This is a genomic window from Deinococcus sp. AB2017081 (assembly GCF_034440735.1).
GTDB classification, from domain to species: domain Bacteria; phylum Deinococcota; class Deinococci; order Deinococcales; family Deinococcaceae; genus Deinococcus; species Deinococcus rufus.
Genome location: NZ_CP140098.1, coordinates 951,838 through 974,605, shown reverse-complemented (window position 1 = coordinate 974,605; position 22,768 = coordinate 951,838). Strand labels below are relative to the sequence as shown.

The window sequence follows — 22,768 nt, the reverse complement described above, 5'->3', positions numbered from 1 at the left end:
GTTCAGGCCTTCCAGCTCGGCACCTTGCCGCCATACGTGGCGTAGGCGTCACAGCGCTCCCGCAGCACGCAGACGCCGCACTTCGGGGCCGTCCACGAACACACCCGCTGGCCATGCCGGAGCAGATTCACGTGCAGTTCGTACAGGAACGGGGGATCGGCCGGCAGGAGCTTCAGCAGGGCACGGTGCGCGGCCTGCTCGCCCATCTTCGGGATCGCGCCGACCCGGGTGGTGACGCGGTGGACGTGGGTATCGACGGGAAACACCGGCCGGGCATAGTTGAACAGCAGGACTAAACTGGCCGTCTTGATGCCCACGCCGGGCAGATCAGTCAGGAATTTCAGGGCGTCCTTGACCGGCATGTCCCGCAGGAACTCCAGGCTGTAGCCGCCGGGCGAGTCGCGCAGGGCCACCAGCGTCTGCTGAATCCGGGGGGCCTTGCTCTCGGGGTACTGCGAGCGGCGGATCGCGTGGGCGACCTGCTCGGTCGGCGCGGCGATGATCGCGTCCCAGTCGCCCAGTTCGCGCAGTTCCTGATACGCGGCTTCCTCGTCGGCGTGGGTGGTGCGCTGCGACAGGATGGTGCTGATCAGCTCGTGCATGGGCTCGCGCCGGGAGTCGAGTCCCCGCTCGCCGTACTCGGCCCGCAGCGTGTCCTTCAACCACACCAGCAGTTCGGCCCGCTCCACGTCCGGACGGGCCACGTTCAGAACACTCTCGGCGGTCACGGCCTACTGGCCGCTGGCGCTGTCCTCGACCTCGTCCCGGCCCCCCTCGGCGGGTTCGGGCTTGGCGGCGGGATCGATATTGGGATCCTTGCCCCGGTCGGCGGCGGGAATCTCGCGGCTCTGGCCCTCGGCGGGGGACGTGTTGGCGGGGTCGTAGCCGGTCTTCTGCTCGTCGCTCATGCTCCCAGCTTGCGCGTGGGGAGCAGGGCGCGGATGGCGGGGGCCTCAGGACGCCTTAACGCAGTCAGCAGGCCGAAAATAAAAAACCCGCCTTCTTCGGCGGTGATATGAAAAAGATAGCGCGGAATTCAGCGGAAGTCAAATTCATGCAGGGCATCTGGAACACACTGTCTGGGACGACGTTTGATCCGGCGCTGAAATCAGGCTGCTGCATATCTCCGGCACAACCCGGCAATAAAAAATCCGCCCTCTTGGGCGGTGATTGGGAGAATATAGCGCGGTATGCGTCCAGACGCAACTTATGCACCCGGATGTGCGTCCAGCCGCTCCAGCACCCGTTGAAAGACGTTCAGGGCGCCCCGGTCGTACAGCACCACACGCACGTCCAGCTCCGGATGGGTGGTCAGAACATCTCGGATCGTCCTCAGGGCGACCCCGGCCGCCTGCTCCAGCGGATAGCCGTACACCCCGGTGCTGATCGCCGGGAAGGCGACCGAGGAATAGCCGCCCTGGACAGTGAATTCCAGACTGGCGCGGTACGCCCCGGCCAGCAGCCCCGCCTCGCCCCCTGCCCCACCCCGCCAGATGGGGCCGACGGCATGGATCACAGCCTTCACGCCCTGTGCTTCCAGCCCGAAGGCCGGGGTGATGACGGCGGTTCCGGTGGGGGTGCCACCGATCTCCCGGATGGCCCGCAGCAGTTCCGGCCCGGCGGCGCGGTGGATCACGCCGTCCACACCGCCGCCGCCCATCAGCTGGGCATTGGCGGCCGTGACGATCACGTCCGTGGTCTGCGCGGCGATGTCGCCCTGCACGAGGGCCAGCGGCATGATCAGGACTCCACGACGCGCTGGAGGTCAGCGTCGCTCAGGGCGTACGAGCGCAGGGTGTCGGCCCTGAGGCGCGCGGCGCGGTCTTCGGGCGTCCACTCGTTTTCCGGGAGCTGCCGGGCACGCTCGGCGGTCTGGATCGCCCGCAGCCCCTCGACGGCCTTCTCCAGGTCGTCGTTCACGACCACGAAGCGGAACTCATGGGCCTCGCGGATCTCCTCGCGGGCCCGGGCAAGGCGCTTCTCGATGCGCTCAGGCGTCTCGGTGGCGCGGCCCTCCAGGCGGCGGCGCAGCTCGGTCAGGCTGGGCGGCATGATGAACACGAGGATGGCCTCGTCGCCCATGCGGGCCTTGACCTGCATGGCCCCCTCGACCTCGATCTCCAGCACCACGTCCTGCCCCCGGCTCAGGGCCGCCTCGATCGGCTCGATCGGTGTGCCGTAGCTGTTGCCGACAAAGGACGCGTGTTCCAGAAAGCCGTCGGCCATGACCTTCGCCTCGAAGGCGGCGGGGGTGACGAAGATGTAGTCGATGCCGTCGCGCTCGCCGGGGCGGGCCTCACGGGTCGTCCAGGAGGTCGAATAGAACACGTCCTGTCCGGCCAGCCACTGCTCGCGCAGGGTGCCCTTGCCCACCCCGGACGCGCCGGTCATGACAATGAGCAGGCCGCGGCGGGCAGCGTGATGCAGAGGAATGGCGGACGGGTCGGAGGTCATGCCAGGGACAATACCTGTCCGGGGCACGAATGAGAACAGGCGGCGGGGCCTGCGTGGGCCCCGCCGCCTGCCACCTGAACGTTACTTGCGCTTGCCCTTGGTGCCCGCACCCTTGGCGCGGCTCTTGCCCAGGGCCTGGCCCTTGGTGTAGCTGGCCTGCATCTTCTTGCGGGTCTCGGCAGCCATGGCCTTGAAGTCCACCAGACCGGCCTCGACGGCCTCCAGCGTGGGCTTGATGCTGCCACCCTTGCGCGCGGCGGCCAGTTCGCGGTTGGTCTGCTCGAACCACTTCTCGAAGGCAGGCGTGGCGTCGAACAGCATCTCCTTGGCGTCGCGCTGGTACGTGCCTTCCGAGCCGCGCCGGCTGAACTGCTTGGGCAGGGTGAAGCGCTCGGGCATGTAGGCGGCCTCGAACTGTCCATCGCGGACCGCGTCACGGAACGCCTTCACAAAGGAATCACTGCGTTGTGCGTTGCTGAGTTTATGTACCTGTTCACTGAGTTTCCGATAAGCCATGTTGTCAATCCTCCGTTCCAGAGTATGAGCACGAACCGCCTTAGCTGTAAAGGGGCTGCGTCATACATCGAGGAAACGGGAGTCAGGAGAATCACCGGGAGAGCCGTGGAATCGGGGATCTGGCACGCGCCCGCAGAGATCTGCCGACTTCGTGAATATCACTGCGGAACCAGCATGCCAGGCACCCCGCCATGATTGACCGCATCTGAACCTATCAAGTCTCGCCAGTGCCCGACCATGAAGCGGCACCGGTGAAACTACAGAACATCAAGACATCCAGCCATTCACGGCGTCCGATGCACTCCGGGCGGCCGGCCTTGAACTCCGCCGGGAGCCAGTCAATCCCCATGCCGATGGTACGGACGGTGACCATGGGGATCTGGCAGATCACCGTGCTGTCACAGCAGAGTTCAGAGGGAATGAGGAGTGCCCTCACTGCCTCTGAAACGAGCGGAGCGAGTCCCTGATAAGGCAGCGGTTGGAAGTGGAGCCCTGGGGCATCAGTTCCGCCCCGGGGCGGAACTGAACACCGCTGTCAGACCACAGGTCACTGCATCTCAGGCGAACTCCCGAGTTCCTGACTGCGGCGCCGACCCCTGAGGACGCCGGGGCTGGGGGGACGTCGCCTTCTCCCACCCGGCACCGGAAGCCGCCGCCCCTGACACAGCCGACCTGTTCACGCTTCCCGGCAGCGCAGGGCCGTGGCGCCCGGCCCGTCAGCTGCTGTGGCTCTCATCCAGACCCACGCCGAAGCCCTGATCGAGCAGTTCCTCGCTGTAGGTGCGGAAGGCCAGCATGGTCTGGGTGCGCACGATGCCCGGCACGCGGCGCAGACCGCCGGTCACCACGTCGTCCAGATCCTCGTACTGCGCCAGCTTCAGGACAGCCACGATGTCCCACTCCCCCGTCACGGAATAGACCTCACGGACGCCATCCACGCCGGCCAGCGCCTCGGCGGTGCTCTGGATACTGTGGCGCTCGGCCTGAACCATCACGATTGCGGTCACCATGCCGTCATTGTGCGCTGCCGACGGCACGGGTGGGCCAGCTCCGTCCTGACCGTTCGTTCGGGGACGTTTCGCCGCGCGGTGGGGGCGTATGGTGCTAGACATGACCGCCACCGTCCCCACCACTGGTCAGCCCACGGGCGACCAGCCGGCCCCCCCCAGCCCGCGCGACCAGCTCCTGAACCGCATCCAGCGCGATATTCCCATCGTGCAGCGGCCGTACGCGGTGATCGCGCAGGACGTCGGGCTGAGTGAGCAGGAGGCCCTGGCGATCCTGCGCGAGGTCAAGGCCGAGGGCGTGCTGCGGCAGGTGAGCGCCATCTTCGACACGCGCACCCTGGGCTACCAGAGCAGCCTGGTCGCAGCCGTCCACGACGCCGACCAGCTCGATGCTGGCGCAGCGGTCGTGAATGGGCACCCCGGCGTGAGCCACAACTACCGCCGCAATCACGATTTCAACCTGTGGTACACGATCGCCGTCCCGCCCGAGAGCGATCTGGAGGCCCACGTCCAGAAGCTGCACGAGCTGAGCGGCGCGCGCCTGACCCGCCTGATGCCCACCCTGCACCTGTTCAAGATCGGGGTGGAGTTCGACATGACCGGCAAGGAGGCGTGGAACGCCAAGGCCGCGCCTCAGTACACCAGCGAACAGCGCAACATCGGCTACGCGGTGACCGAGCTTGACCGCGCCTTCGTGGTGGAGTTCCAGAAGGATCTGCCGGTGACCGAGGAACCCTACGCGGACGCCTGCGCCGCGCTGGGCCTGAGCATTGACGAGGTCGCCGCGCACGCCGAGAAGATGAAGGCGGCCGGGGCGCTGCGGCGCGTGTCGGCCGTGTTCCGCCACCAGCAGGCGGGCTTCACCTTCAACGCCATGGGCGTGTGGGCGGTGCCCCAGGACGACGTGGCAGCGGTCGGGCGGCGCATGGCCGAGTTCAAGGCCGTGTCTCACTGCTACCTGCGGCCCACCTACCCGGAGTGGCCGTACACGATCTTCACCATGGTGCACGGCCGCAGCAAGGACGAGGCCTTCGGGAAGATCCAGGCCATCGAGCAGGAGGTCGTGCCGGGCACGGATCACGCCATCCTGTACTCGACCAAGGAGTACAAGAAGGTGCGGCTGGAGTTCTACAAGCCCGAGTTCTACGGGTGGGCCAGAACACACCTCGGCACGGACGCCTGACGACAGACGGGCGGGGCACCCACATGTGGTGCCCCGCCCGAGTTCGATTCGTTCCCTACAGCAGCAGCAGCACCGGCTGGCCCAGCGTGGTCGCCACGGCGGCCAGGAACTCTGCGCCCCGGCCCGCATCCACGGTGCCGTTCAGGGTCAGGGCGGCGCGGCCATCCTGCAGGCGCCCGACCGACAGGGTCGTGGTGTGGGGGTAGTGCAGGTCGTCCAGGCCGTGGGCACCGGCGTCCACGACCAGCAGATCCGGGGTGCCCTGATACTCGTGGGTGCTGGCGTCGGCGGCGGCCCGCAGGGTCTCGCCGTCCACGCTACGGGCACCGGACGCGCCCTGGAGGGCCACGCTGTGCAGGCCCAGGTGCCCGGCGTGGCGCTGCGCGGCGCGGGCGACCAGCAGCGCCAGCGGCAGGTGCTGTCCGAGCGCCGCCACGAGCTGCCCGTGCAGGTCGGTCAGGGCCGCCATATCGGTGTCACGGCGCAGGTAGGTGCCGAACCACACGGCGTCCTGACCGGCCTGGGGCGCGGCGGCCACCGGCACCGGCGCAGCGGCGACCGGCTCAGGGTCGGGCTCGGACGCCGGCGCATCCTCGACCACGGGCGCGGTGGGCTCAGGCGTGGCGGGCTTCGCCTCGGCGCTGACCGGCTCGGGTTCGGTGGACTCGGGTTCGGTGGGCTCGGCGATCGCAGGAGCAGTGGCCACCGGCTCGGCCACATGGGCCGGCATGGGATCGGCGGCCTCGGGTTCGGCGGCCTGGGGCTCGGGCAGCGGAGCCGCAGCCACCGGCGTGACGTCGGCCGTCCACGCCGGCGCCCAGGCCGGCTGGGCCACGGGTTCCGGAGCGGCGGGCGCCGGCCAGTTGGTGCCGGTGTCCAGCGCCGGACCGGAGTCCTGATCCGGCGCATCGAGATCCATGGCCGGAGCGGGCTGCCACGGGGCCGGTGCGGCAGGGGTCACGTCGGCCGGGGCCGGGGCGGGAGTCACCGGCTCCGGGGTCGGGGCCGGCTGCTGGTACAGGCGGGACAGCAGGCTGCCCAGGCCCGCGGCCGGCACCGCTGCGGGCTCGGCGACCGGTTCCGCCACCGGCATGGAGGCCGGGGCCTCCACCGTCCCTGCCCCGAACGGGAAGGGCTCCGCGGCGGGTGCCGGCGTGCCCACCTCTGGCGCGGCAACGCCCGAGACCTCCTGGGCGGCCGGCATGGGCAGGCTGAAGGTGGGAACAGGATCGGCCACCACGTCGGCCACGGGTGCGGGCACGAGCGGGGAACCGCTGGCCGGGCTGGGCGCACTCCACTCCCAGCCGCCCAGCGAGGGAGCAGGGGCCGCCGGGGCGGCCGCGACCGGGGCCGGGGTGGGTTCAGGCTCGGCGTCATCGAGTTCGAATTCCAGGTCGTCGTCCAGCGCGGCGGCCGGCGTGGCCGGCACCTGCGGCGACGACACGGCGGGCTGGCCCATCAGCGACGTGAGGTCGGACTCCACGCCGGCGCGGGTCAGCTGGTCGGCGCTGACACCGCTCAGATCGGGCATGGCGTTCATGTCGCCGTTCCAGTCGGGTGGCGGCACGTCCACGGGGGTGGACGGCGGCTCCTCCTCGCCGGTCATGATGCGGGAGAGGTAGTTCAGGATGTCCTGCTCGACGATCATGCCGCCGTCGCCGGTTCCCCTGAGATGCTGCCAGTCAATCCCGTTCGCCTCTGCCAGAATCTTGGCCAGCGGAGCAATCCGTTCCATACCTGTTCCCCTTTCGAGTGCCCGATGTCGAGTGTGACGTCAGTGTAGCTGCTGGGCATGTGCTCAGCGAGAGATGTCCCGGGCACCGAACATCGGCGCCGCAGTGGGTGTGACCGTGTCCACCGGTAGCGTGCCGGGCCGGGTATGACAGCGTTCTTTCAGGACGGCCCGGAACTGTGACAGAGCTGACGTGCGTGTCCAGGGATGGAATCGGGAGCCCGGAGTGGTAGCCTGCGACACACGTGCCCCGCCCCGGCGTGGGCGACAGGAGCCCTGATGTTGATACTTGAGGAGATGCAGTCGCGGGGGCATGAGGCCCTCTCGCTCCTACACCACGCACCGAGCGGACTGCGGGCCGCCCTGGCCATTCATTCCACGGTGCTGGGCCCAGCTATCGCGGGAGTGCGCCTGCGCGAGCAGGACGAGGAACTCGCCGTGCGCGGCGCCCTGGCGCTGTCCGAGAGCCTGACCCTGAAGGCCGCGCTGGCCGGCCTGAACTTCGGCGGCGGCGCGTGCGTGCTGATGATGCCCGAGTCCGGCGTGGACGATCCCCATGCCAGGGAGGCGCTGTTCCGGGCGCTGGGCCGGCAGGTGAACCCCCTGGCGAGCCGCGTGGTGCTGACCGAGGACATCGGCGTGTCGCCCGCCGACATCGCCTTCGTGGCGCAGGAGACCCCCGCCACACTGGGCATGCACACCGACACCAGCGCCGTGACCGGCTACGGCGTGTACCGGGGGATGAAGGCCGCCGCCCGCTTCGCCCTGGGGGCCGAGAGCATGCGCGGCGTGCGCGTGGCGATCCTGGGGGTCGGCGCGGTGGGACGCACGCTGGCCATGGCGCTGCACCGCGAGGGGGCCCGACTGACGGTCGCGGACGCCCGCCTGGACAAGGCCGAGGCGCTGGCCGCCGAGCTGGACGGTACCCAGGCCGTGAGCTGCGCGGCGCTGCTGGACGTGCCCTGCGACATCGTCGCGCCGTGCGCGTACGGGCACTCGATCCACAGTGCCGACGTGCCGCGCCTGCAGTGCCGACTGATCGCCGGGGGCGAGCACCATCCCCTGACCCGTCGGGGCGAGGCGGCGGTCAAGGAGGCCGGGATCGTGTACATCCCGGACTTCGCGATCAACGCGGCTGGCCTGATCGCCGCCGCGACCGGCGTGGACATGAACCACGCCGCCGAGCGCGTGTACCAGACCGTGACCCGCATCACGCAGGTGGCCGAGCAGTATGACAAGGCCCCGCACGTCGTGGCGCGGCGCATGGCCGAGCGGCGCATCGACCTGATCGGCGGCCTGGGGCGCGTGTGACGGCGGCCAGCGGCCACGGGCCGTTCGTGATCGGCGTGGCCGGCGGCTCGGGCAGCGGCAAGACGACCGTCACCCGGCGCGTGATCGAGACGGTGGGGTCAGAGGGCGTGGCCGTCCTGAACCAGGACAACTACTACCGTGACCAGTCGGACATCCCGCTAAAGACGCGCCCAAAGACGAATTACGACCATCCGGCCGCCTTCGACTGGGCGCTGCTGCGTACCCATCTGGACGCGCTGCTCTCGGGCGTGCCCATCGACATGCCCGAGTACGACTTCACGAACCACACCCGCTCGGCGCAGACGACCACCGTGCTGCCGGGCCGGGTGGTGGTGCTGGAGGGCTTCTTCGCGCTGTACGACGAGGATCTGCGAGACCGCATGCACCTGAAGGTCTTCGTAGATGCCGACGCGGACGTGCGCTTCATCCGGCGGCTGCAGCGCGACACGCAGGAACGCGGCCGCACGCCCCAGAGCGTGATCGCGCAGTACCTGGAATTCGTGCGGCCCATGCACCTGAGCTTCGTGGAGCCCACCAAGCGCTACGCCGACGTGATCATCCCGCACGGCGGCATGAACGAGCCGGCCCTGGACATGCTCACGGCCCGCATCCGCACGACCGTGTAGCCCGGCAGCCCACCATTGGGCGGACGGCACCCGGCCCGCCCGCGTGTAGCATGCCCGGCTGGCCCGATGGGCCCGCCACTGATCCGGTTCCCGAATTCCCCCCTTAGGATGTGCCCTGTGACCGACGCCGCTCCGCCCCGCCCTGCGGGAGTACCGACCCCGGTGGGCCTGCCCCCCGCCACCCGCCACCCCTGGACGCGCGCGCTGCTCGCGCTGATCGCGCTGTCCCTGATCCCCGCGCTGATCCTGGCGGTGCAGCGCGTCCAGTACGAGCAGGCCCAGAAGACGACCGCGCTGGTCATGGACTACCCCGCCCTGGTGATCCAGGCGCGGCGCTACGGCCAGGAGCCGCAGGCGCTGCTGGCCCGCTACCGGGCGCTGGGTGTGAACGGCGTGGCGCTGTACGAGGACACCATTGCCAGCCTGGAGCAGCGCGGCGAGCTGTACCTGAAGAGCGGCTCGGATCTCGCGGCGGACTTCCCCGGTCAGGGCGTGAAGACCAACGCCGTGTACATGCGGACACTGGGGAGCACCTCGGCGGCGACGCTGACCGCCCGCTACACCATCCCCACGCGCACCGTGCAGGTCGGTGGCCAGACGTGGACGGAGTGGCCCACCGATCCCAGCTATCTGCCGGCCGGGCCGGACGCGCGGCAGGTCGCGGCGTTCAAGGCCCAGGGGCTGGTGCTGGTCTACCGCCCGTATCAGGACGAGGCCGTACCCACCGCGAAGGTCGGCGCGGACTGGCCGGACGTGCCCTTCGTCGCCTTCACCGGCGACGAGGTGATCGGAGCGCGCACGCCGGAACTGCTCGCCCGCGTGAACGGCGCGCTGGGCACCCGCATGCCCGCCATCATCGAGGGCAACATCCAGAAGGGCCTGGACACGCTGGTGCGGGATCACGGGGGCGTGCGCCTGTTCGCCCTGGCCCCCAGCTGGCAGAACCAGCTCGACCCCCTCGACGTGGCGAGCAAGTACAACCTGGCCGGCCGCGAACGCGGCATGCGGCTGATGTACCTGCGGCCCTACCCGACCATCGGGGAGACCGAGACCATGCTGGAGCGCACCCGCAGCCTGTTGACGCGCTCCGGCGTGACCATCGGTGCGCCCACGGTGCAGCTGTACACGCCCAGCCCGCTGCTCCGGGCCCTGAGCATGATCGGCCCGCTGGCCGCGCTGCTGCTGCTGGGCCTGAGCTTCCCGCTGCTCCGGCTGGGGCTGGTCGCCGCCGCCGGCACGGCCGTGCTCGCCTTCGGCCTGAATACCCTGCACCCCTTCGAGAGCAGCGCCCTGGTCGCGGCCGTGACCTTCCCGGCCCTGGGGCTGGTGCTGCGCCGGCACCGCACCTCCGACTGGTTCCTGGCGACGGGCCTGAGTCTGGTCGGGGTGCTGTTCGTGTCGGCGCTGGGCGCGAGCCGCGAGAGCACGCTGGGCCTGGAACCCTTCCGGGGCGTGGGCCTGACGCTGCTGCTGCCGCTGCTGCTGGTCGCCGCGAGCTTCCTGCCCCGGCAGGACATCCGCAAGACCGTGGGAGACATCTACGCCGCGCCCATCCGTCTGGGCGACGTGGCGATCATGGGCCTGGGCCTGGTGCTGCTGTCGCTCGTCTACGAGCGGCGGGGCAACAGCACCGGCGGCACCGTCAGCGACTTCGAGGCCTCGCTGCGCCGCGACGTGCAGGACTCGATCATCCGGCCGCGCTTCAAGGAGGTCTTCGCACACCCGCTGGGCCTGCTGGGCCTGAGCGGCACGCTGCCCGGGTACTTCAGCGGCCTGCTGGTGCTGGCCGGGGTGGTGGGACAGTCGAGCATCCTGAACACCTTCAGCCACTTCCACACGCCGCTGCTCGTCAGCGCGGCCCGCTGCTTCATCGGGCTGGGTCTGGGCCTGCTGATCGGCCTGGCCGCGACGTGGGCGCTGCGTGTCGGCCTGCGCATGTGGGCCGCGCCCCACCGCGAGGCCACGGCATGAGGGTCGCCGTGAGCGGGTACTACGGCTTCGGCAACACCGGGGACGAGGCGATCGCGCTGGCGATCACGCGGGAACTGAAGAAGCTCGGGCACATGCCCGTGCTGCTGTCCAACACGCCCGAGGAGAGTGCGGCCCTGTACGGCTGCGAGAGCGTGGCGCGCATGGCCCCCGGCCCGCTGCTGTGGGCCCTGCTGCGGTCGCGGGTGGTGCTGTCCGGCGGGGGCGGCCTGCTGCAGGACAAGACCAGTGCCCGTACCCTGACGTACTACCTGAGCGTGATCCAGGTGGCCCGGCTGCTCGGGAAACGCGTGGTCGTCTTCAACCAGAGTGTCGGGCCACTCAGTGCCGGCGGGGGGCGGCGCGTGGCGGGCGCCCTGCGTGGCCTGCGCGTGATCGTGCGCGACCACACCAGTCTGGACACCCTGAACGCCCTGCACGTGCCGGGCGAGATCGGCGGCGATCCGGCCTTGCTGCTGGAGCCGTCGCCAGGGCTGACGCCCGATCCCCACCGCGTGATCATCGCGCCGCGCGGCGACGTGACCGACGCCACCGAGCGCCTGAAGGCCGTGACGCTGGAATTGCAGCAGCGGGGCCGCCGGGTCACGGCCCTGAGCTTCATGCCCGATCACGACGACGACGCGGCCCACGCCCTGGGGGCCGACGAGGTGATCAGCACCCGAGATCCGCAGGTGGCGCTGGATACCATCGCCAACAGCGGCTACGTGATCGGGGTGCGGCTGCACGCGATCATCCTGGCCGCTGCCGCCGGCACGCCCTTCAGCGCGGTGGCGTACGACCCCAAGGTGCAGGGCTTCGCGGACGACGCGGGCGCCCCCGTCCATCCCACCACCCTGGACAGCCACACCGTGACCGACGAGGCCATGCGCCGCACGTCCCCGAACTGGAGCGCCATCGAGGACATGAAGCTCCGGGCCTCCGAGAGCTTCGCCCGGGCCCTGCGCTGAGGCGAGGGCTCAGCCCTGCCGGTGCGCCAGCGTGCGGCCCACGCCCAGGCCGTGCCGGTATACCAGTTCGCCGCCCAGGAATCCCCCGGCCACGGCGAGACCCAGCGCCGCGCCAGACAGCGCCTTGCCCAGTCCACGCCGGTGCTTGCGGCGGGCCACGATCGAGCCGACGTTGAGCAGGAAGGCCACCTCGTTCAGGGCGCCGTGGATGAGCCCCGTCCGGCGGGCCTCGCCGCGCGTGTTGCTCCAGTCTGTCCAGCCCGTCGCAATCGTGCCCACGGCTCCCAGTGTGCCCAGCGTCAGGGCCAGGTCGGCGGCGTGCTCGTTGCCACCGGGTGACTGTGCCGGCAGGTGGTCCAGCGCCGCCGCGATGACCCACCCGCCCAGCGGCACGTGCACCAGCAGCGGGTGCATGGGATGCCCGACCGGCTCGCCGTGCAGCAGATCCAGCACGCCGTCCGGGATGATGGCCTCGGCACCCTTCAGGAGCGTCTGGAGGGTCTCGGCCACGGCCTCCAGCGTGTCGTGGTTGCTGACGGCGTCCTCGATGACGTGGGCGGGCGGCTCGCGGTGCTGGAACGGGAGATGCTGGGGCAGGCTGGGCATAGGGAACCTCCTGTGTCAGCGCCACCCTAATCCAGTGGTCGCCCGCCGCGCATGGGAGGGGCGTTCAGAGGGATTCATGCCCGGATCCTCACCGCACAAGTCCGCGTCGGTGGGGGGACTACCGGCGAAGCTGGAACGAGCGGATCAAGACCCCGACTCAGGACAGCGGTCGATGTGCCCTTGAGAACCGTGGGGGGCGACCCTCGGTGGCACTGAACCCCACAGTCAGTCCGGAATGAGCTCGGCCGGGTCGGGGGTCAGGCACGCCGCCCACCCCGCCTGGAACTCCGCGCGGTCAAGGCCGCGGCCGATCACCACGAGTTCCGACCTGCCGTCGCCCACGTCCCACGCGTCGGCGGTGAACAGGTCGCGCACCGCCTGGAAGAGAATCCGCTGCGGGTAGCCGTGCAGGTCGAGAAAGCCCTTGGCCCGCAGCACCTCCGACGGGCGCGACAGCAGGAAGTCGGTCATGAAGCGCTGCCACGCATACGGATCGATCGGCCGATCGGCCCGCAGCGTGAAGGACTTCAGGCCCGGCGTGTGCTGTGCCCGGTCGTCCACACCGGACAGCACGCGCGGATCGAAGTCGTCGCGGCCCAGCAGGGCGTCGGCGTCGATCTGGCCGTGCTCCACGCGCCGGATGTCGGCCAGGGGATTCACGCCGCGCAGGATGTCCTCGGCGTGCTGCAGCCGGGCCGGGTCGGCCAGATCGGTCTTGTTCAGCACGACCACGTTGGCGTAGGCGAGCTGCCGCGCGGCCTCAGGGTGCTCGCGCAGCGTCAGCAGGGCGTGGCGGGCATCCACCACGGCCACCAGGGTGGTCACGCGGAACGCCGCCCGCACCGACCGTTCCAGCAGCGTGGTCAGCACCGGCGTCGGGTCGGCCACACCGGAAAGTTCCACCACCACGGCGTCGGGCCTCTGCTCGCGCATGGCAATGGTCACCAGGGCGCGCAGCAGGTCGTCCCGGCCGGTGCAGCACAGGCACCCGGCGGTCAGCTCGGTCACGTCGTCCTGCAGGCGCTCGATCAGACTGCCGTCCACGCCCGCCGCCCCGAACTCGTTGACGATGATGCCCAGCCGGTGTGGCAGAGAGCGGATCAGGTGGTTCACCAGCGTGGTCTTCCCCGCGCCCAGGAAGCCCCCCACGACGATCACGGGAATGCGTTCGTCAGAGCGGAACTCGGGCGCGGTCATGAGGGGCAGGATAGTGGGTCGCCGGCTACGCGACGGTGATCCGCGCAGGGCAGGCTACGACCTGGCCGGAGCCGGGCTCCAGACCCCACCGACCGTGCCCTGCGCGACATGGGCCTCGTAGACCTCGACCTTGTGGCTGATCAGCTCCAGGCACGCCTGGAGGTCGGCCATCCGGGCGAGCACCGCCTGCTGATGCTCACGCAGCAGGGCCAGCCGCTCGGCCTCGTTGCCACTACCCTCGCCCACCAGCCCGGCCAGCCGGCGGATCGTCGCCAGCGGCATGCCCGACGCACGGAACTTCGTGCAGTTCAGCAGCCATTCCACGTCCCAGTCGCGGTAGATGCGGCGACCGGCAGCGTCACGTGTCACGGCTCCGGTCAGCAGCCCCTCGCGTTCGTACAGCCGCAGGGTATGCACGCTCAGCCCCGTCTGCCGGGCCACCTCACCGATGGTCAGCCCCACCGCGCCGTCTGTCATGCCCCACTCTACCCACTTGACCTAGACCGCACTCCAGCACCTAGCGTGATTCCCATGACCACCCTACAGCACCCCATCGGTTCTGATTTTGACGCTCACAGCACCACGCACGATGTCCTGCGCGGGGTGGATCTCACCGGCAGACTGGCCCTGGTCACCGGTGGCCACTCGGGCCTGGGGCTGGCGACCACCCGCGCCCTGGCCGCAGCGGGTGCCCAGGTCATGGTGCTGGCTCGAGACCACGCCGCCGCGCAACGGGTGGTCGGAGACCTGCCCGGAGCCCAGGTCGAGACGCTGGATCTGGGTGACCTGGGGAGCGTCCAGGCGTTCGCAGACCGCTTCGTGGCGTCGGGCCGCGACATCGACATGCTGATTGGCAGCGCCGGCGTGATGGCCTGCCCGGAAACGCGGGTCGGCCCCGGCTGGGAAACACAGTTCGCCGTCAACCACCTGGGCCACTACGCCCTGGTCAACCGGCTGTGGCCTGCCCTGGCCCACGGCCGGGGGGCACGGGTGGTCGCGGTGGCCTCGGGCGGGAACCCCCACTCGCGGATCCGCTGGGATGACCCGCACTTCACACAGGACTACGACAAATGGCAGGCCTACGCCCAGTCCAAGCGGGCCAACGCCCTGTTCGCGGTGGAACTCGACCGCCGGGGCCAGCACGCCGGGGTGCGGGCGTTCTCGGTGCATCCGGGCTACATCCTCACGCCGCTCCAGCGGCACCTCACCCGGGCAGAGATGATCGATGCCGGCTGGATCGACCCGGACGGGCAGCCGGTGGCGGGCCTCTTCAAGACGCCGGAGCAGGGCGCGGCCACCCAGGTCTGGGCCGCGACCTCCCCGGATCTGGCGGGGCGGGGCGGCGTCCATTGCGAGGACGCTGACATCGCCCGCACCGGCCAGGACGGCAGGGAGCAGGGCGACTCCGCCGCCGACGCGGCCCGGCTGTGGACGCTCTCGGCTGCCCTGACAGGCGTGGATGCGTTTGGGGAGACGGAGCGGGGCAAGGTGTCCGAGCAGCCTCTGCCCTGAGTGATAGCAGCGCTGCTCCCTGTCTCCCGGTGGCGGTCGCCGTAGCCTCGGCCCCATGCCCGCCGCCCCGTCTCCTCCCGTGCTGCGCCGCCTGTACGGGCTGCTCACGCCGTACCGCCGCACGGTGGGTCTGGGGCTGCTGCTGCTCGTCGGCAGCGTGGTGGCGGAATTGTACCCGCCGCTGGTATGGATCCGGGTCGTGGATCACGGCATCGCCAACCGGGACTGGACATACATCGGGTGGCAGCTGGCGCTGCTGGTGGGCGTGTTCGGCGTGCAGCAGCTCCTGAGCGCGTGGCGCGGCCTGCTGCTGGAGCGGGCCGGACAGGCCTTCACGCGCGACCTGCGGCTGGAGATCTACCGCAAGCTCCAGGGGCAGTCGGCGGCGTACTTCGAGTCGCAGCGCACCGGTGACCTGATCTCCCGCGTGACGGGCGACGTGGACGCCCTGCAGGACGTGCTGGTGCGCGGCACCGACGCCGTGCTGGCGAACGCGCTGCGGCTGGTCGGGGTGGTGGGCATCTTCATCTGGCTCCAGCCGCTGCTGGGCATCCTGACGACCCTGCCGATGATCGCGGTGGGCGTGATGCTGCGCTCCTACGCGCAGACCGTGCAGCCCGCGTACCGCGCCGCGAGGAACCGCCTGGGCGATCTGAGCGCGCTGATCGCCGACCGTCTGGCCGGCATCCGGGTCGTGCAGGGCTTCGCACGCGAACGCGCCGAGACCGCCCGGATCGGGGCCCTGGGCGAACAGCTGTACGACGTGGGCGTGCAGGCCGTGAAGATCCGCAACCGGGCGTTTCCGTGGGCGCGCTTCGTGGGCAACTTCGGGAACGTGATCATGCTGGGCGGCGGCGCGTGGCTGATCCTGGCCGGGCAGTTCACGCTGGGCGGCCTGCTGGCGTACCGGGGCTACGGGCGGTATTTCTACGGCCCCATCGACGACCTCGTGAACATCGGCGACCTGCTCCAGCGGGCCGAGGCGAGCGGGCGGCGCGTGTTCGAGGTGCTGGACGCGCCGGTGCCGGTGCAGGAACGCCCCGGTGCCCGGCCCCTGCCCCAGCCCGTGCGGGGCCAGATCGACTTCGAGGACGTGACCTTCGGCTACGACCCGGCCCGGCCGATCCTGCGGGGCGTGACGCTGCACATCCCTGCCGGGCAGCGCGTGGCCCTGCTGGGCGAATCCGGCGCGGGCAAGAGCACCCTGCTGGGCCTGGTGACCCGCACCTTCGACCCACAGACCGGGACGGTGCGGCTGGATGGCGTGGACGTGCGGGACGTGACGCTGGACAGCCTGCGCCGCAGCGCCGTGAGCATGGCCCAGGACACCTTCCTGTTCCACGACACGGTGGGCGACAACGTCCGCTACGCCCGCCCGGACGCCCCCGAGGCCGAGGTGCGCGCCGCCCTGGAAGCGGCCCACGCCCTGGCCTTCGTGGACGCGCTGCCGGACGGTCTGGACACGGTCGTCGGGGAGCGCGGCGTGCGGCTGTCGGGCGGGCAGCGCCAGCGCCTTTCCATCGCCCGCACGCTGCTGGCCCGGCCCACGATCCTGCTGCTCGACGAACCCACCAGCGCCGTCGACGCCGAGAGCGAGACGCAGGTGGTGGCCGCCCTGGGTGAGCTGATGCGGGGGCGCACCGCCCTGATCGTCACGCACCGCCTGAGCCTGGCCCGCACGGCCGACCGCGTGATCGTGCTGGCCGGCGGGCAGATCGTGGACGACGGCCCACCGGATCGGCTGCGGGCTGGAGACGGAGCGTACGCGGCCCTGGAGCGGGCGGCGAGCAAGTTGGATGTCAGTGCATAATTAGATATGGAGAAAAAATATACAGTATTTGTAAGCAGCACATTTTTAGACTTACAAGAACATAGAAATAAGGTGATTGGCTCCATCTTAAAGCTTGGACACATACCACTAGGCATGGAGGCATTTCCCGCATCTGATGCATCGCAGTGGGAGATAATTAGGCAAACGATAGACAGAAGCGATTACTATGTACTAATACCGCAAAAGTATTATGGCTCGATTGATAAAGAAGTTGGTATTAGCTACACTGAAAAAGAATATAATTATGCGGTTGAGTCCAAGATTCCTGTACTAACTTTTATCGTAAGAGATGAGGTATTATTGAGCGAAAAGCATATAGAGACAACTCAAAAGCGCAAAAAAATGATGGAGAATCTAAAAGCTAAGGTATCAGCTGGCAGGCTGGTCGATTTTTGGTCAACTGCAGATGAGCTTGCCGCAAAAGTTAATGCAGCCCTGATACAAGAGATTACTCGGAATCCTCGGCCAGGATGGGTGCGTGGCGGTGATCCAGCACTCGTCACGCCTACAGCAAATCAAAGTGTGGCAAAACGGCCAGCAACTTTGACAGTGCAGCACATCCAATTTGGATCCTTTATTCTGATTCATAATATATCTGACGATACATTAAATATCGAGGCGGTATATATTTCCGGACAAGAGATTCCATATCTCGAAATGCGATGGAACAAGGTTGAAGCGCCTAAGCTTTCATTAATAGCGCCTCGGCAGAATTCTATGCTATTTTTTGGGGTTTCTAGCAAAGTTTCATTTAATGGCACTTCATTAAAGAATTTTCCAGACTGGCAGGAAATGGTAATAGTACTCAGTGGATTTAGCGCCTCATCTAGCGGAAGGCTCACTTGCGACGTGCGAATTCCAGACGATGGGAACATTCAAATAAGAAATCTTATGTACTCAAATTAATATAGTCAGAGTATCAATCTACAGTCCCCCCCGTGGGTTTACGTCCACCCGCACCCGCGCTTTCCATGTCCGCGTATCGAGCACGCGCAGGAGTTCGCCCAGGCGCGCGTCGTGCCGGGCCCGCAGGAACAGGTGGTAGGGGTACACGCCGCGCAGACGGGCGACGGGGCTGGGCGCGGGGCCCAGGACTTCCTGCGCGGTGGCCCCCGCCCCGTGCAGGGCGTCGGCAAGTTCCTGGGCGGCAGCCTGGGCCTTCTTGGCCTCGCGGGCGGTGACCTCGATCTGCGCCAGGCGGGCGTGGGGGGGATAGCCCAGGGCCTGCCGGGCACGCTCCTCGGCGGCGGGGTAGGCCAGGACGCCCTGGTGCTCGACCATGACCTTCAGGGCGGGGTGGTCGGCCTGGAAGGTCTGCACCAGCAGCATGGGGGCGCGGGTGGGGTGCCACTCGGCCAGCTGGCGCAGCAGGCGGTGGTACCGCTCGCTGGCGCGGAAATCGGAGACGTTCAGCCACGTGTCGGCCAGGGTCACGCCGATCAGCGCGAGGTTCGGCGGCGGCTCATGCGAGAGCAGCAGCTGCGTGCCCACGACCACGCCCGGCTCGCCGGCCGACAGGGGACTCAGGTCGTCCTGGCGATCCTTGTCGAGGCGGTACACGGGGAAGCCCGGCAGCAGCTTGCCCACCTCCTGCGCGATCCACTCGGTGCCGGGGCCACGGGCCCTCCACATGCGGTCGCCGCAGTTGTCGCAGCGGTCGGGAATGCCCTCGTGGTAGCCGCACTGGTGGCAGGTCAGCTGGCGGGTCTCCTGATGAAAGCGCAGGGGCACGTCGCAGTTGCGGCAGTGGGGGGTGTGCTCGCAGGTGGGACAGCGCAGCAGGGCGCTGTAGCCGCGCCGGGGGGCCAGCAGGACGGCCTGCCGCCCGCGCTCCTGCACCTGCCGCAACACCCGCGCGAGGTCATGGCTGATCGGGTAGCCCATGTCGCCCTGCTTGTGCTGCACGCCGGACAGCGGACCCAGCTGCGGCTGCTCGGGCGGGTTGGCGTAGTCCACGACGTGCAGGCGCGTGCGCGGGGGCGGCAGCACCGCGCCGGGCCACGGCACGGTCTCGGCGGCGGGGGCGGTCCCCACCGACGCCAGGGCCGCGTCATGCGCGGCGGCGATCCGGGCGGCCACGTCCGGCAGGAAGGCGCGGCTGCCGCTCAGGAGCTTGTGGGCGTCGCTGGCCTCCTCCAGCACCACGATCAATGCGGGGTCGTGCAGGGGGGCGGCCAGGGCGTGCCCGCTGCCGATCACCAGCCGCGCTTCGTCCGTGCGAACCAGCTCCCAGGTGTGTTCACGCTGCGCGGGCGAGAGGGTGCCGCTGACCTGCACGGCCCGCGTGCCGCACGCGGCCGCCAGACCGCTCAGGCCGTCCCACGCGCGGCGCAGGGTGGCGGCGTCCGGAGCGAGGAGGAGCACGCCGCGCCCCTGCGTGAGCAGCCGGCCGATCCGGGGCGCGAGCACGCCGAAGCGCGTGGCGGCGCGGCCCCCATGCAGCCGCCACCGCTCTCCCTCGGGCAGGCGATCCGGCAGATCGGGATTCACGGCCAGCGGGCACGGCTCGGGCAGGGCGGGGGGCGGGGCGGGCACGTCCACGGTGTCGGCCCAGCCACGCAGCGCCAGGGTACCGGCCTGCGTGGACGACAGGGGGACGCCGTCCAGGCTCGCGCCGTTGGCCCACGCGGCGTAGGTGTCGGTGGGGCCGTTCCCCTGCAGCCACGTCCACGCGGCGGGCGGGGTCGACTCGACCCGCACGTATTCGGCTCCACCGGCATTCAGGGCGGCGGTCACCACCGCATTGCTGACCCCGGCCGCCCTGGCCCAGCCGCTCAGCGTGTCACAGGGGCCGTGCTCGGCCAGCCACGCCACGGCCTGCGCCTGTTTCGGCGTCAGGCGGGCCGGGTGCTCCGGCACGGCCTGGATCACCGCGTTCAGGCGGGCGGCCGGCGGCACGTCCTCCAGGGAGCGGGCCTCCACGACGGTCTTCGTGCGGGGCTGCACCGTGAAGCGCTCCTCCAGCAGCCCCTGTTCACGGATGGCGTCCAGGAGCACGGGCGCGAAGGCCCCGGCGTCCGTCCAGCGCCCGGTCGGCACCTTGCGAGCAAAGGCCTGGAGGTCGGCCCCCTCGACGGCCCGAACCATGTGCGTGTACGCCGCGTCCCAGCCCACGCCCAGCAGATCGCCCCAGATCAGGCCGGCGGGGATGCGGGCGTCGTGCGCCCAGTTCGTGATGCCCTGCACCGTGGCGGGCGGTACCCACGGGCACGCGGGGTCGTCGAGGACGTGTATGGCCTCGCGCAGACGGTGGCCGCTGCGTGGGTCACCCTCGCCCACCACCAGACCCACGGCCAGCTCGCCGCGCCACGGCACCAGCACCCGGCAGCCCAGCGGTACGGCCCCGACAAAGCCGTGGGGCACGCCGAAATCGTAGGCCGGCACAGGAAGGTTCACCACCACCTGCCACGGCCTTTGGGGGGGAGCGGCGGGCGGGGTCAACGCGGCACCCGTCTGGGGCGAGCGAAGCGAGTCGCCGCCACAGACAGCGGTCGGAACGGAGTTGAAGGGGGTGATGTTCTCCCTTCAACGGAGTGGAAGACCGCTGTCACGCCCTGTAGGCTACCGTCTTGGAGCCAGATGTCGGTGTCCGGATGTCACGAACGCGCGCCGAGACTGTCCCATACACTTCCCATCGTGACCACCTCTGCGACCACACCCGCCGCCTCCGACATCCGCACGGGGGTGGCGCTGGGCGTGGTCGGAGCGCTGGCCTTCGGGACGCTGGGGATCTTCGGAAAGCTGGGGGCCGGGGTGGGCCTGGACAGCCACAGCCTGCTGGGGTGGCGCTTCGCCATCGTGGCGCTGCTGCTGCTGCCGCTGTCGGGGCGGCTGGCGTGGGCGGCGCGGGGACGGCTGCTGGCCGTGGGCACGCTGTACACGGTCGCCACGCTGGCGTATTTCGCGGCGCTGGGGCGGGTCTCGGCGGGCACGACCAGCCTGCTGCTGTACTCCGCGCCGGCCTTCGTGGTGCTGCTGTCGTGGCTCCAGGGGCGCGTGCCGCGCCGCACGCAGCTGGGCGCAGTCGCGCTGGCCGGGCTGGGGCTCGCGCTGGTGATCGGGCTGCCCGGCGCGGCCGACCGCGATCCGGTGGGCCTGCTGTGCGGCGCGGCGGCCGGTGCCCTGTACGCGCTGTACCTCGTGGCCTCCGAGCGGTTCCTGAACGGGGTCTCCCCCATCGCCGCGACGGCACACATGGCGCTGGTTGCGGGCGTGACCTTTGGCGCCCTGGCGGCCGGGCGCGGCACCCTGCACATCCCCACAGCGCTGGATGCGTGGGGCGTGATCCTGGGCATGGCCCTGATCCCGACCATCGTGGCGGTGCCTGCCCTGTACGGCGCGATCGCCCGACTGGGGGCCACCCGCGCCAGTCTGCTGGGCACCCTGGAACCCCTGTTCACGGTCGTGCTGGCTGCATTGATCCTGCACGAGCAGCCCGGCCCGGCGGTCGTGCTGGGCGGAGGCCTGATCCTCGCCGGGGCCGGACTGGCCCAGTGGCCGGCCCGACGTGCCCCGACCGCTCCACACCCGTGACCACACCAAGACGCGCCCGGACACCTTCCGTCCGGACGCGCTGGGGCCTGAAATTCCTGCTCAGTACGCCACGTTGTACTGCACCGCGTCGCTCGTCCAGTTCTGCTGCGGCACCGGCTGCTCGACCGGATCGACCACGATGCTCAGGGCCTGCGCAAGGCGGCCGGGATCCTGGGGTTTGACCGTGGCGAACGCGCTGCCCCCGGTGTACGAGCTGAGCTGGCTGAGGTTCAGCTGGCTGCGGCTGGCGATGACCAGCACCTTGTTCAGGCCGTACGGCCCGGCGATGTTGAACTGGAAGTTGTCGCCCGGTGCGGGGAAGCTGCGCACCTGCCCGGCGCGGACATAGTTGCCGCTGCCCAGGCGGTTGGGCAGGATCTGGTCGGTCGTGCCGTCGGGGTTGATGTTGAACAGGTACACGTAGGCGTTCTCGCTGACACGGGTCGAGATGCTGATCTTCTCGCCGATACGGTAGTTGGGCGTGCCGCTGCCGTAGGGATCGCGGTTGACCCACACCTGCACGGCGAGGCTGGTGGGCACCGGGTTCACGATGATGCTCTGGGCACTGATCTTCGGCGCGGCGGCCGCCGGGGTCGCCAGGCCAAGCAGGGAAGCGGTCAGGGCGAGCAGTACAAAGGGCTTCTTCATACCGTTCACGGTAGTCCTGCCCACCTGATTCCCGGTGAATCCCAGCTGACGCAACGTGAGGATCACGACGTTTCGCCTCATGACTGCTTTCTGATGCCGCGGAACAGACAGAACAAACCGCCTCCTTGTTCAGAAGGCGGCTCTGGTGGCAGGGATACTAGGATTCGAACCTAGACAAACAGATCCAAAATCTGTTGTGCTGCCATTACACCATATCCCTGTGCAGCGTCTGGGGCTCGTCAGCCCCTGCAAAGCGCAGTGGGAGTATAGCCGCGCCCCGCGAGGGGGGTCAACCGGAGATCACGCGGCCGGTCAGATGCCACGCTGGGCGGCCACGAGCAGCAGGAACTGCTGGAGGCTGAACACGGCCAGCGCCGCGATCACGCAGGAGGCGACGTGATCCCACACCGCCCTGGCGGCCCGCCGGTCACCCGGCTGGTCGTACCGGGCCTGCGCAAGGCCGCCCGCCAGGACGACCGGCGCGAGCCCGGCCCAGCCCAGCAGCCCGGCCATCTCCCGCGCCTCCCAGGGCGCGCCGAACAGCGTCCCGGCCACGACCACGACGATCCCCGCCCAGATGACGCCACCCAGGAGGCCCCGGCGGATGGTGGGTGTCCAGCGATCAGGCCCGGACGGATCGGCCGACATGGACTCCGCGTGACGTCCGGGCCACGGG

At 69.5% G+C, this 22,768-nt stretch carries 22 protein-coding genes and 1 tRNA gene; 9 read left to right on the top strand and 14 right to left on the bottom strand.

The window, feature by feature from the left end:
• Positions 1-2 precede the first annotated feature (2 nt).
• The 6 genes from U2P90_RS04750 to U2P90_RS04725 form a co-directional block, all read right to left on the bottom strand.
• On the bottom strand, positions 3-728 hold the full coding sequence (locus tag U2P90_RS04750; protein ID WP_322474012.1) for an endonuclease III domain-containing protein: 726 nt from the start codon (positions 726-728) through the stop codon (positions 3-5).
• A 3-nt stretch (positions 729-731) separates the two neighbouring features.
• On the bottom strand, positions 732-908 hold the full coding sequence (locus U2P90_RS04745; protein WP_295816939.1) for a hypothetical protein: 177 nt from the start codon (positions 906-908) through the stop codon (positions 732-734).
• Between the two features lie 299 nt (positions 909-1,207).
• Positions 1,208-1,738 carry a macro domain-containing protein gene (locus U2P90_RS04740; protein ID WP_322474011.1) on the bottom strand — a complete coding sequence of 177 codons (531 nt, stop codon included), beginning with the start codon at positions 1,736-1,738 and terminating at the stop codon, positions 1,208-1,210.
• A 2-nt stretch (positions 1,739-1,740) separates the two neighbouring features.
• On the bottom strand, positions 1,741-2,454 hold the full coding sequence (gene gmk, locus U2P90_RS04735; protein ID WP_295816933.1) for a guanylate kinase: 714 nt from the start codon (positions 2,452-2,454) through the stop codon (positions 1,741-1,743).
• An 81-nt stretch (positions 2,455-2,535) separates the two neighbouring features.
• Positions 2,536-2,970, bottom strand: coding sequence for a hypothetical protein (locus tag U2P90_RS04730; protein WP_295816930.1), 435 nt, complete (start codon positions 2,968-2,970; stop codon positions 2,536-2,538).
• A gap of 716 nt (positions 2,971-3,686) precedes the next feature.
• A complete protein-coding gene (locus U2P90_RS04725) occupies positions 3,687-3,980 on the bottom strand; it encodes an Lrp/AsnC family transcriptional regulator (protein WP_295816927.1) in 294 nt (97 codons plus the stop codon).
• Positions 3,981-4,080: 100 nt separating this feature from the next.
• Between U2P90_RS04725 and U2P90_RS04720 the strand changes: the two genes are divergently transcribed.
• The gene (locus U2P90_RS04720) at positions 4,081-5,160 is read left to right on the top strand and encodes an Lrp/AsnC family transcriptional regulator (protein ID WP_322474010.1); all 1,080 of its coding nucleotides are present in this window, start codon (positions 4,081-4,083) and stop codon (positions 5,158-5,160) included.
• A gap of 55 nt (positions 5,161-5,215) precedes the next feature.
• Here the strand turns inward: U2P90_RS04720 and U2P90_RS04715 are convergent, their stop codons facing one another.
• Positions 5,216-6,895 carry an E3 binding domain-containing protein gene (locus U2P90_RS04715; RefSeq protein WP_322474009.1) on the bottom strand — a complete coding sequence of 560 codons (1,680 nt, stop codon included), beginning with the start codon at positions 6,893-6,895 and terminating at the stop codon, positions 5,216-5,218.
• Between the two features lie 276 nt (positions 6,896-7,171).
• Here U2P90_RS04715 and U2P90_RS04710 point away from each other — a divergent pair, with 276 nt between their 5' ends.
• The 4 genes from U2P90_RS04710 to csaB all read left to right on the top strand — a co-directional run bounded on the left by U2P90_RS04710 (position 7,172) and on the right by csaB (position 11,765).
• Positions 7,172-8,203, top strand: a complete 1,032-nt coding sequence (locus U2P90_RS04710; protein ID WP_295823673.1) for a Glu/Leu/Phe/Val dehydrogenase family protein — start codon at positions 7,172-7,174, stop codon at positions 8,201-8,203.
• Positions 8,200-8,829: a uridine kinase gene (udk, locus tag U2P90_RS04705; protein ID WP_322474008.1), complete on the top strand. Its 630-nt coding sequence runs from the start codon at positions 8,200-8,202 to the stop codon at positions 8,827-8,829. The genes U2P90_RS04710 and udk overlap by 4 nt, the downstream gene beginning before the upstream one ends.
• Before the next feature lie 108 nt (positions 8,830-8,937).
• Positions 8,938-10,800: a DUF5693 family protein gene (locus tag U2P90_RS04700; protein ID WP_380101641.1), complete on the top strand. Its 1,863-nt coding sequence runs from the start codon at positions 8,938-8,940 to the stop codon at positions 10,798-10,800.
• Positions 10,797-11,765 carry a polysaccharide pyruvyl transferase CsaB gene (csaB, locus tag U2P90_RS04695; protein WP_322474006.1) on the top strand — a complete coding sequence of 323 codons (969 nt, stop codon included), beginning with the start codon at positions 10,797-10,799 and terminating at the stop codon, positions 11,763-11,765. The genes U2P90_RS04700 and csaB overlap by 4 nt, the downstream gene beginning before the upstream one ends.
• A gap of 9 nt (positions 11,766-11,774) precedes the next feature.
• Here the strand turns inward: csaB and U2P90_RS04690 are convergent, their stop codons facing one another.
• The 3 genes from U2P90_RS04690 to U2P90_RS04680 all read right to left on the bottom strand — a co-directional run bounded on the left by U2P90_RS04690 (position 11,775) and on the right by U2P90_RS04680 (position 14,045).
• Positions 11,775-12,371, bottom strand: coding sequence for a DUF2231 domain-containing protein (locus tag U2P90_RS04690; protein WP_322474005.1), 597 nt, complete (start codon positions 12,369-12,371; stop codon positions 11,775-11,777).
• A 225-nt stretch (positions 12,372-12,596) separates the two neighbouring features.
• On the bottom strand, positions 12,597-13,568 hold the full coding sequence (locus U2P90_RS04685; RefSeq protein WP_322474004.1) for a CobW family GTP-binding protein: 972 nt from the start codon (positions 13,566-13,568) through the stop codon (positions 12,597-12,599).
• Between the two features lie 54 nt (positions 13,569-13,622).
• Positions 13,623-14,045, bottom strand: a complete 423-nt coding sequence (locus tag U2P90_RS04680) for a MerR family transcriptional regulator (RefSeq protein WP_322474003.1) — start codon at positions 14,043-14,045, stop codon at positions 13,623-13,625.
• A 54-nt stretch (positions 14,046-14,099) separates the two neighbouring features.
• Between U2P90_RS04680 and U2P90_RS04675 the strand changes: the two genes are divergently transcribed.
• From U2P90_RS04675 to U2P90_RS04665, 3 genes are read left to right on the top strand one after another with little or no spacing between them, the layout of a single operon-like run.
• A complete protein-coding gene (locus U2P90_RS04675; RefSeq protein ID WP_322474002.1) occupies positions 14,100-15,080 on the top strand; it encodes an oxidoreductase in 981 nt (326 codons plus the stop codon).
• A 55-nt stretch (positions 15,081-15,135) separates the two neighbouring features.
• Positions 15,136-16,890 (top strand): ABC transporter ATP-binding protein, encoded by a 1,755-nt coding sequence (locus U2P90_RS04670; RefSeq protein ID WP_322474001.1) that lies wholly within the window; start codon positions 15,136-15,138, stop codon positions 16,888-16,890.
• 6 nt (positions 16,891-16,896) lie between these two features.
• On the top strand, positions 16,897-17,817 hold the full coding sequence (locus U2P90_RS04665; protein ID WP_322474000.1) for a DUF4062 domain-containing protein: 921 nt from the start codon (positions 16,897-16,899) through the stop codon (positions 17,815-17,817).
• A gap of 18 nt (positions 17,818-17,835) precedes the next feature.
• On the opposite strand, the gene priA is transcribed toward U2P90_RS04665, so the two are convergent.
• The gene (gene priA, locus U2P90_RS04660; protein ID WP_322473999.1) at positions 17,836-20,310 is read right to left on the bottom strand and encodes a replication restart helicase PriA; all 2,475 of its coding nucleotides are present in this window, start codon (positions 20,308-20,310) and stop codon (positions 17,836-17,838) included.
• A 237-nt stretch (positions 20,311-20,547) separates the two neighbouring features.
• Here priA and U2P90_RS04655 point away from each other — a divergent pair, with 237 nt between their 5' ends.
• Entirely contained in the window at positions 20,548-21,444 is an 897-nt protein-coding gene (locus tag U2P90_RS04655; protein WP_322473998.1) for a DMT family transporter, read from the top strand.
• 60 nt (positions 21,445-21,504) lie between these two features.
• On the opposite strand, the gene U2P90_RS04650 is transcribed toward U2P90_RS04655, so the two are convergent.
• The 3 genes from U2P90_RS04650 to U2P90_RS04640 all read right to left on the bottom strand — a co-directional run bounded on the left by U2P90_RS04650 (position 21,505) and on the right by U2P90_RS04640 (position 22,740).
• Positions 21,505-22,092, bottom strand: a complete 588-nt coding sequence (locus U2P90_RS04650) for a DUF4384 domain-containing protein (RefSeq protein WP_295816660.1) — start codon at positions 22,090-22,092, stop codon at positions 21,505-21,507.
• A 146-nt stretch (positions 22,093-22,238) separates the two neighbouring features.
• A tRNA-Gln gene (locus tag U2P90_RS04645) sits at positions 22,239-22,312 on the bottom strand.
• A gap of 92 nt (positions 22,313-22,404) precedes the next feature.
• Positions 22,405-22,740 (bottom strand): hypothetical protein, encoded by a 336-nt coding sequence (locus U2P90_RS04640; RefSeq protein WP_322473997.1) that lies wholly within the window; start codon positions 22,738-22,740, stop codon positions 22,405-22,407.
• Between the last annotated feature and the right edge of the window lie 28 nt (positions 22,741-22,768).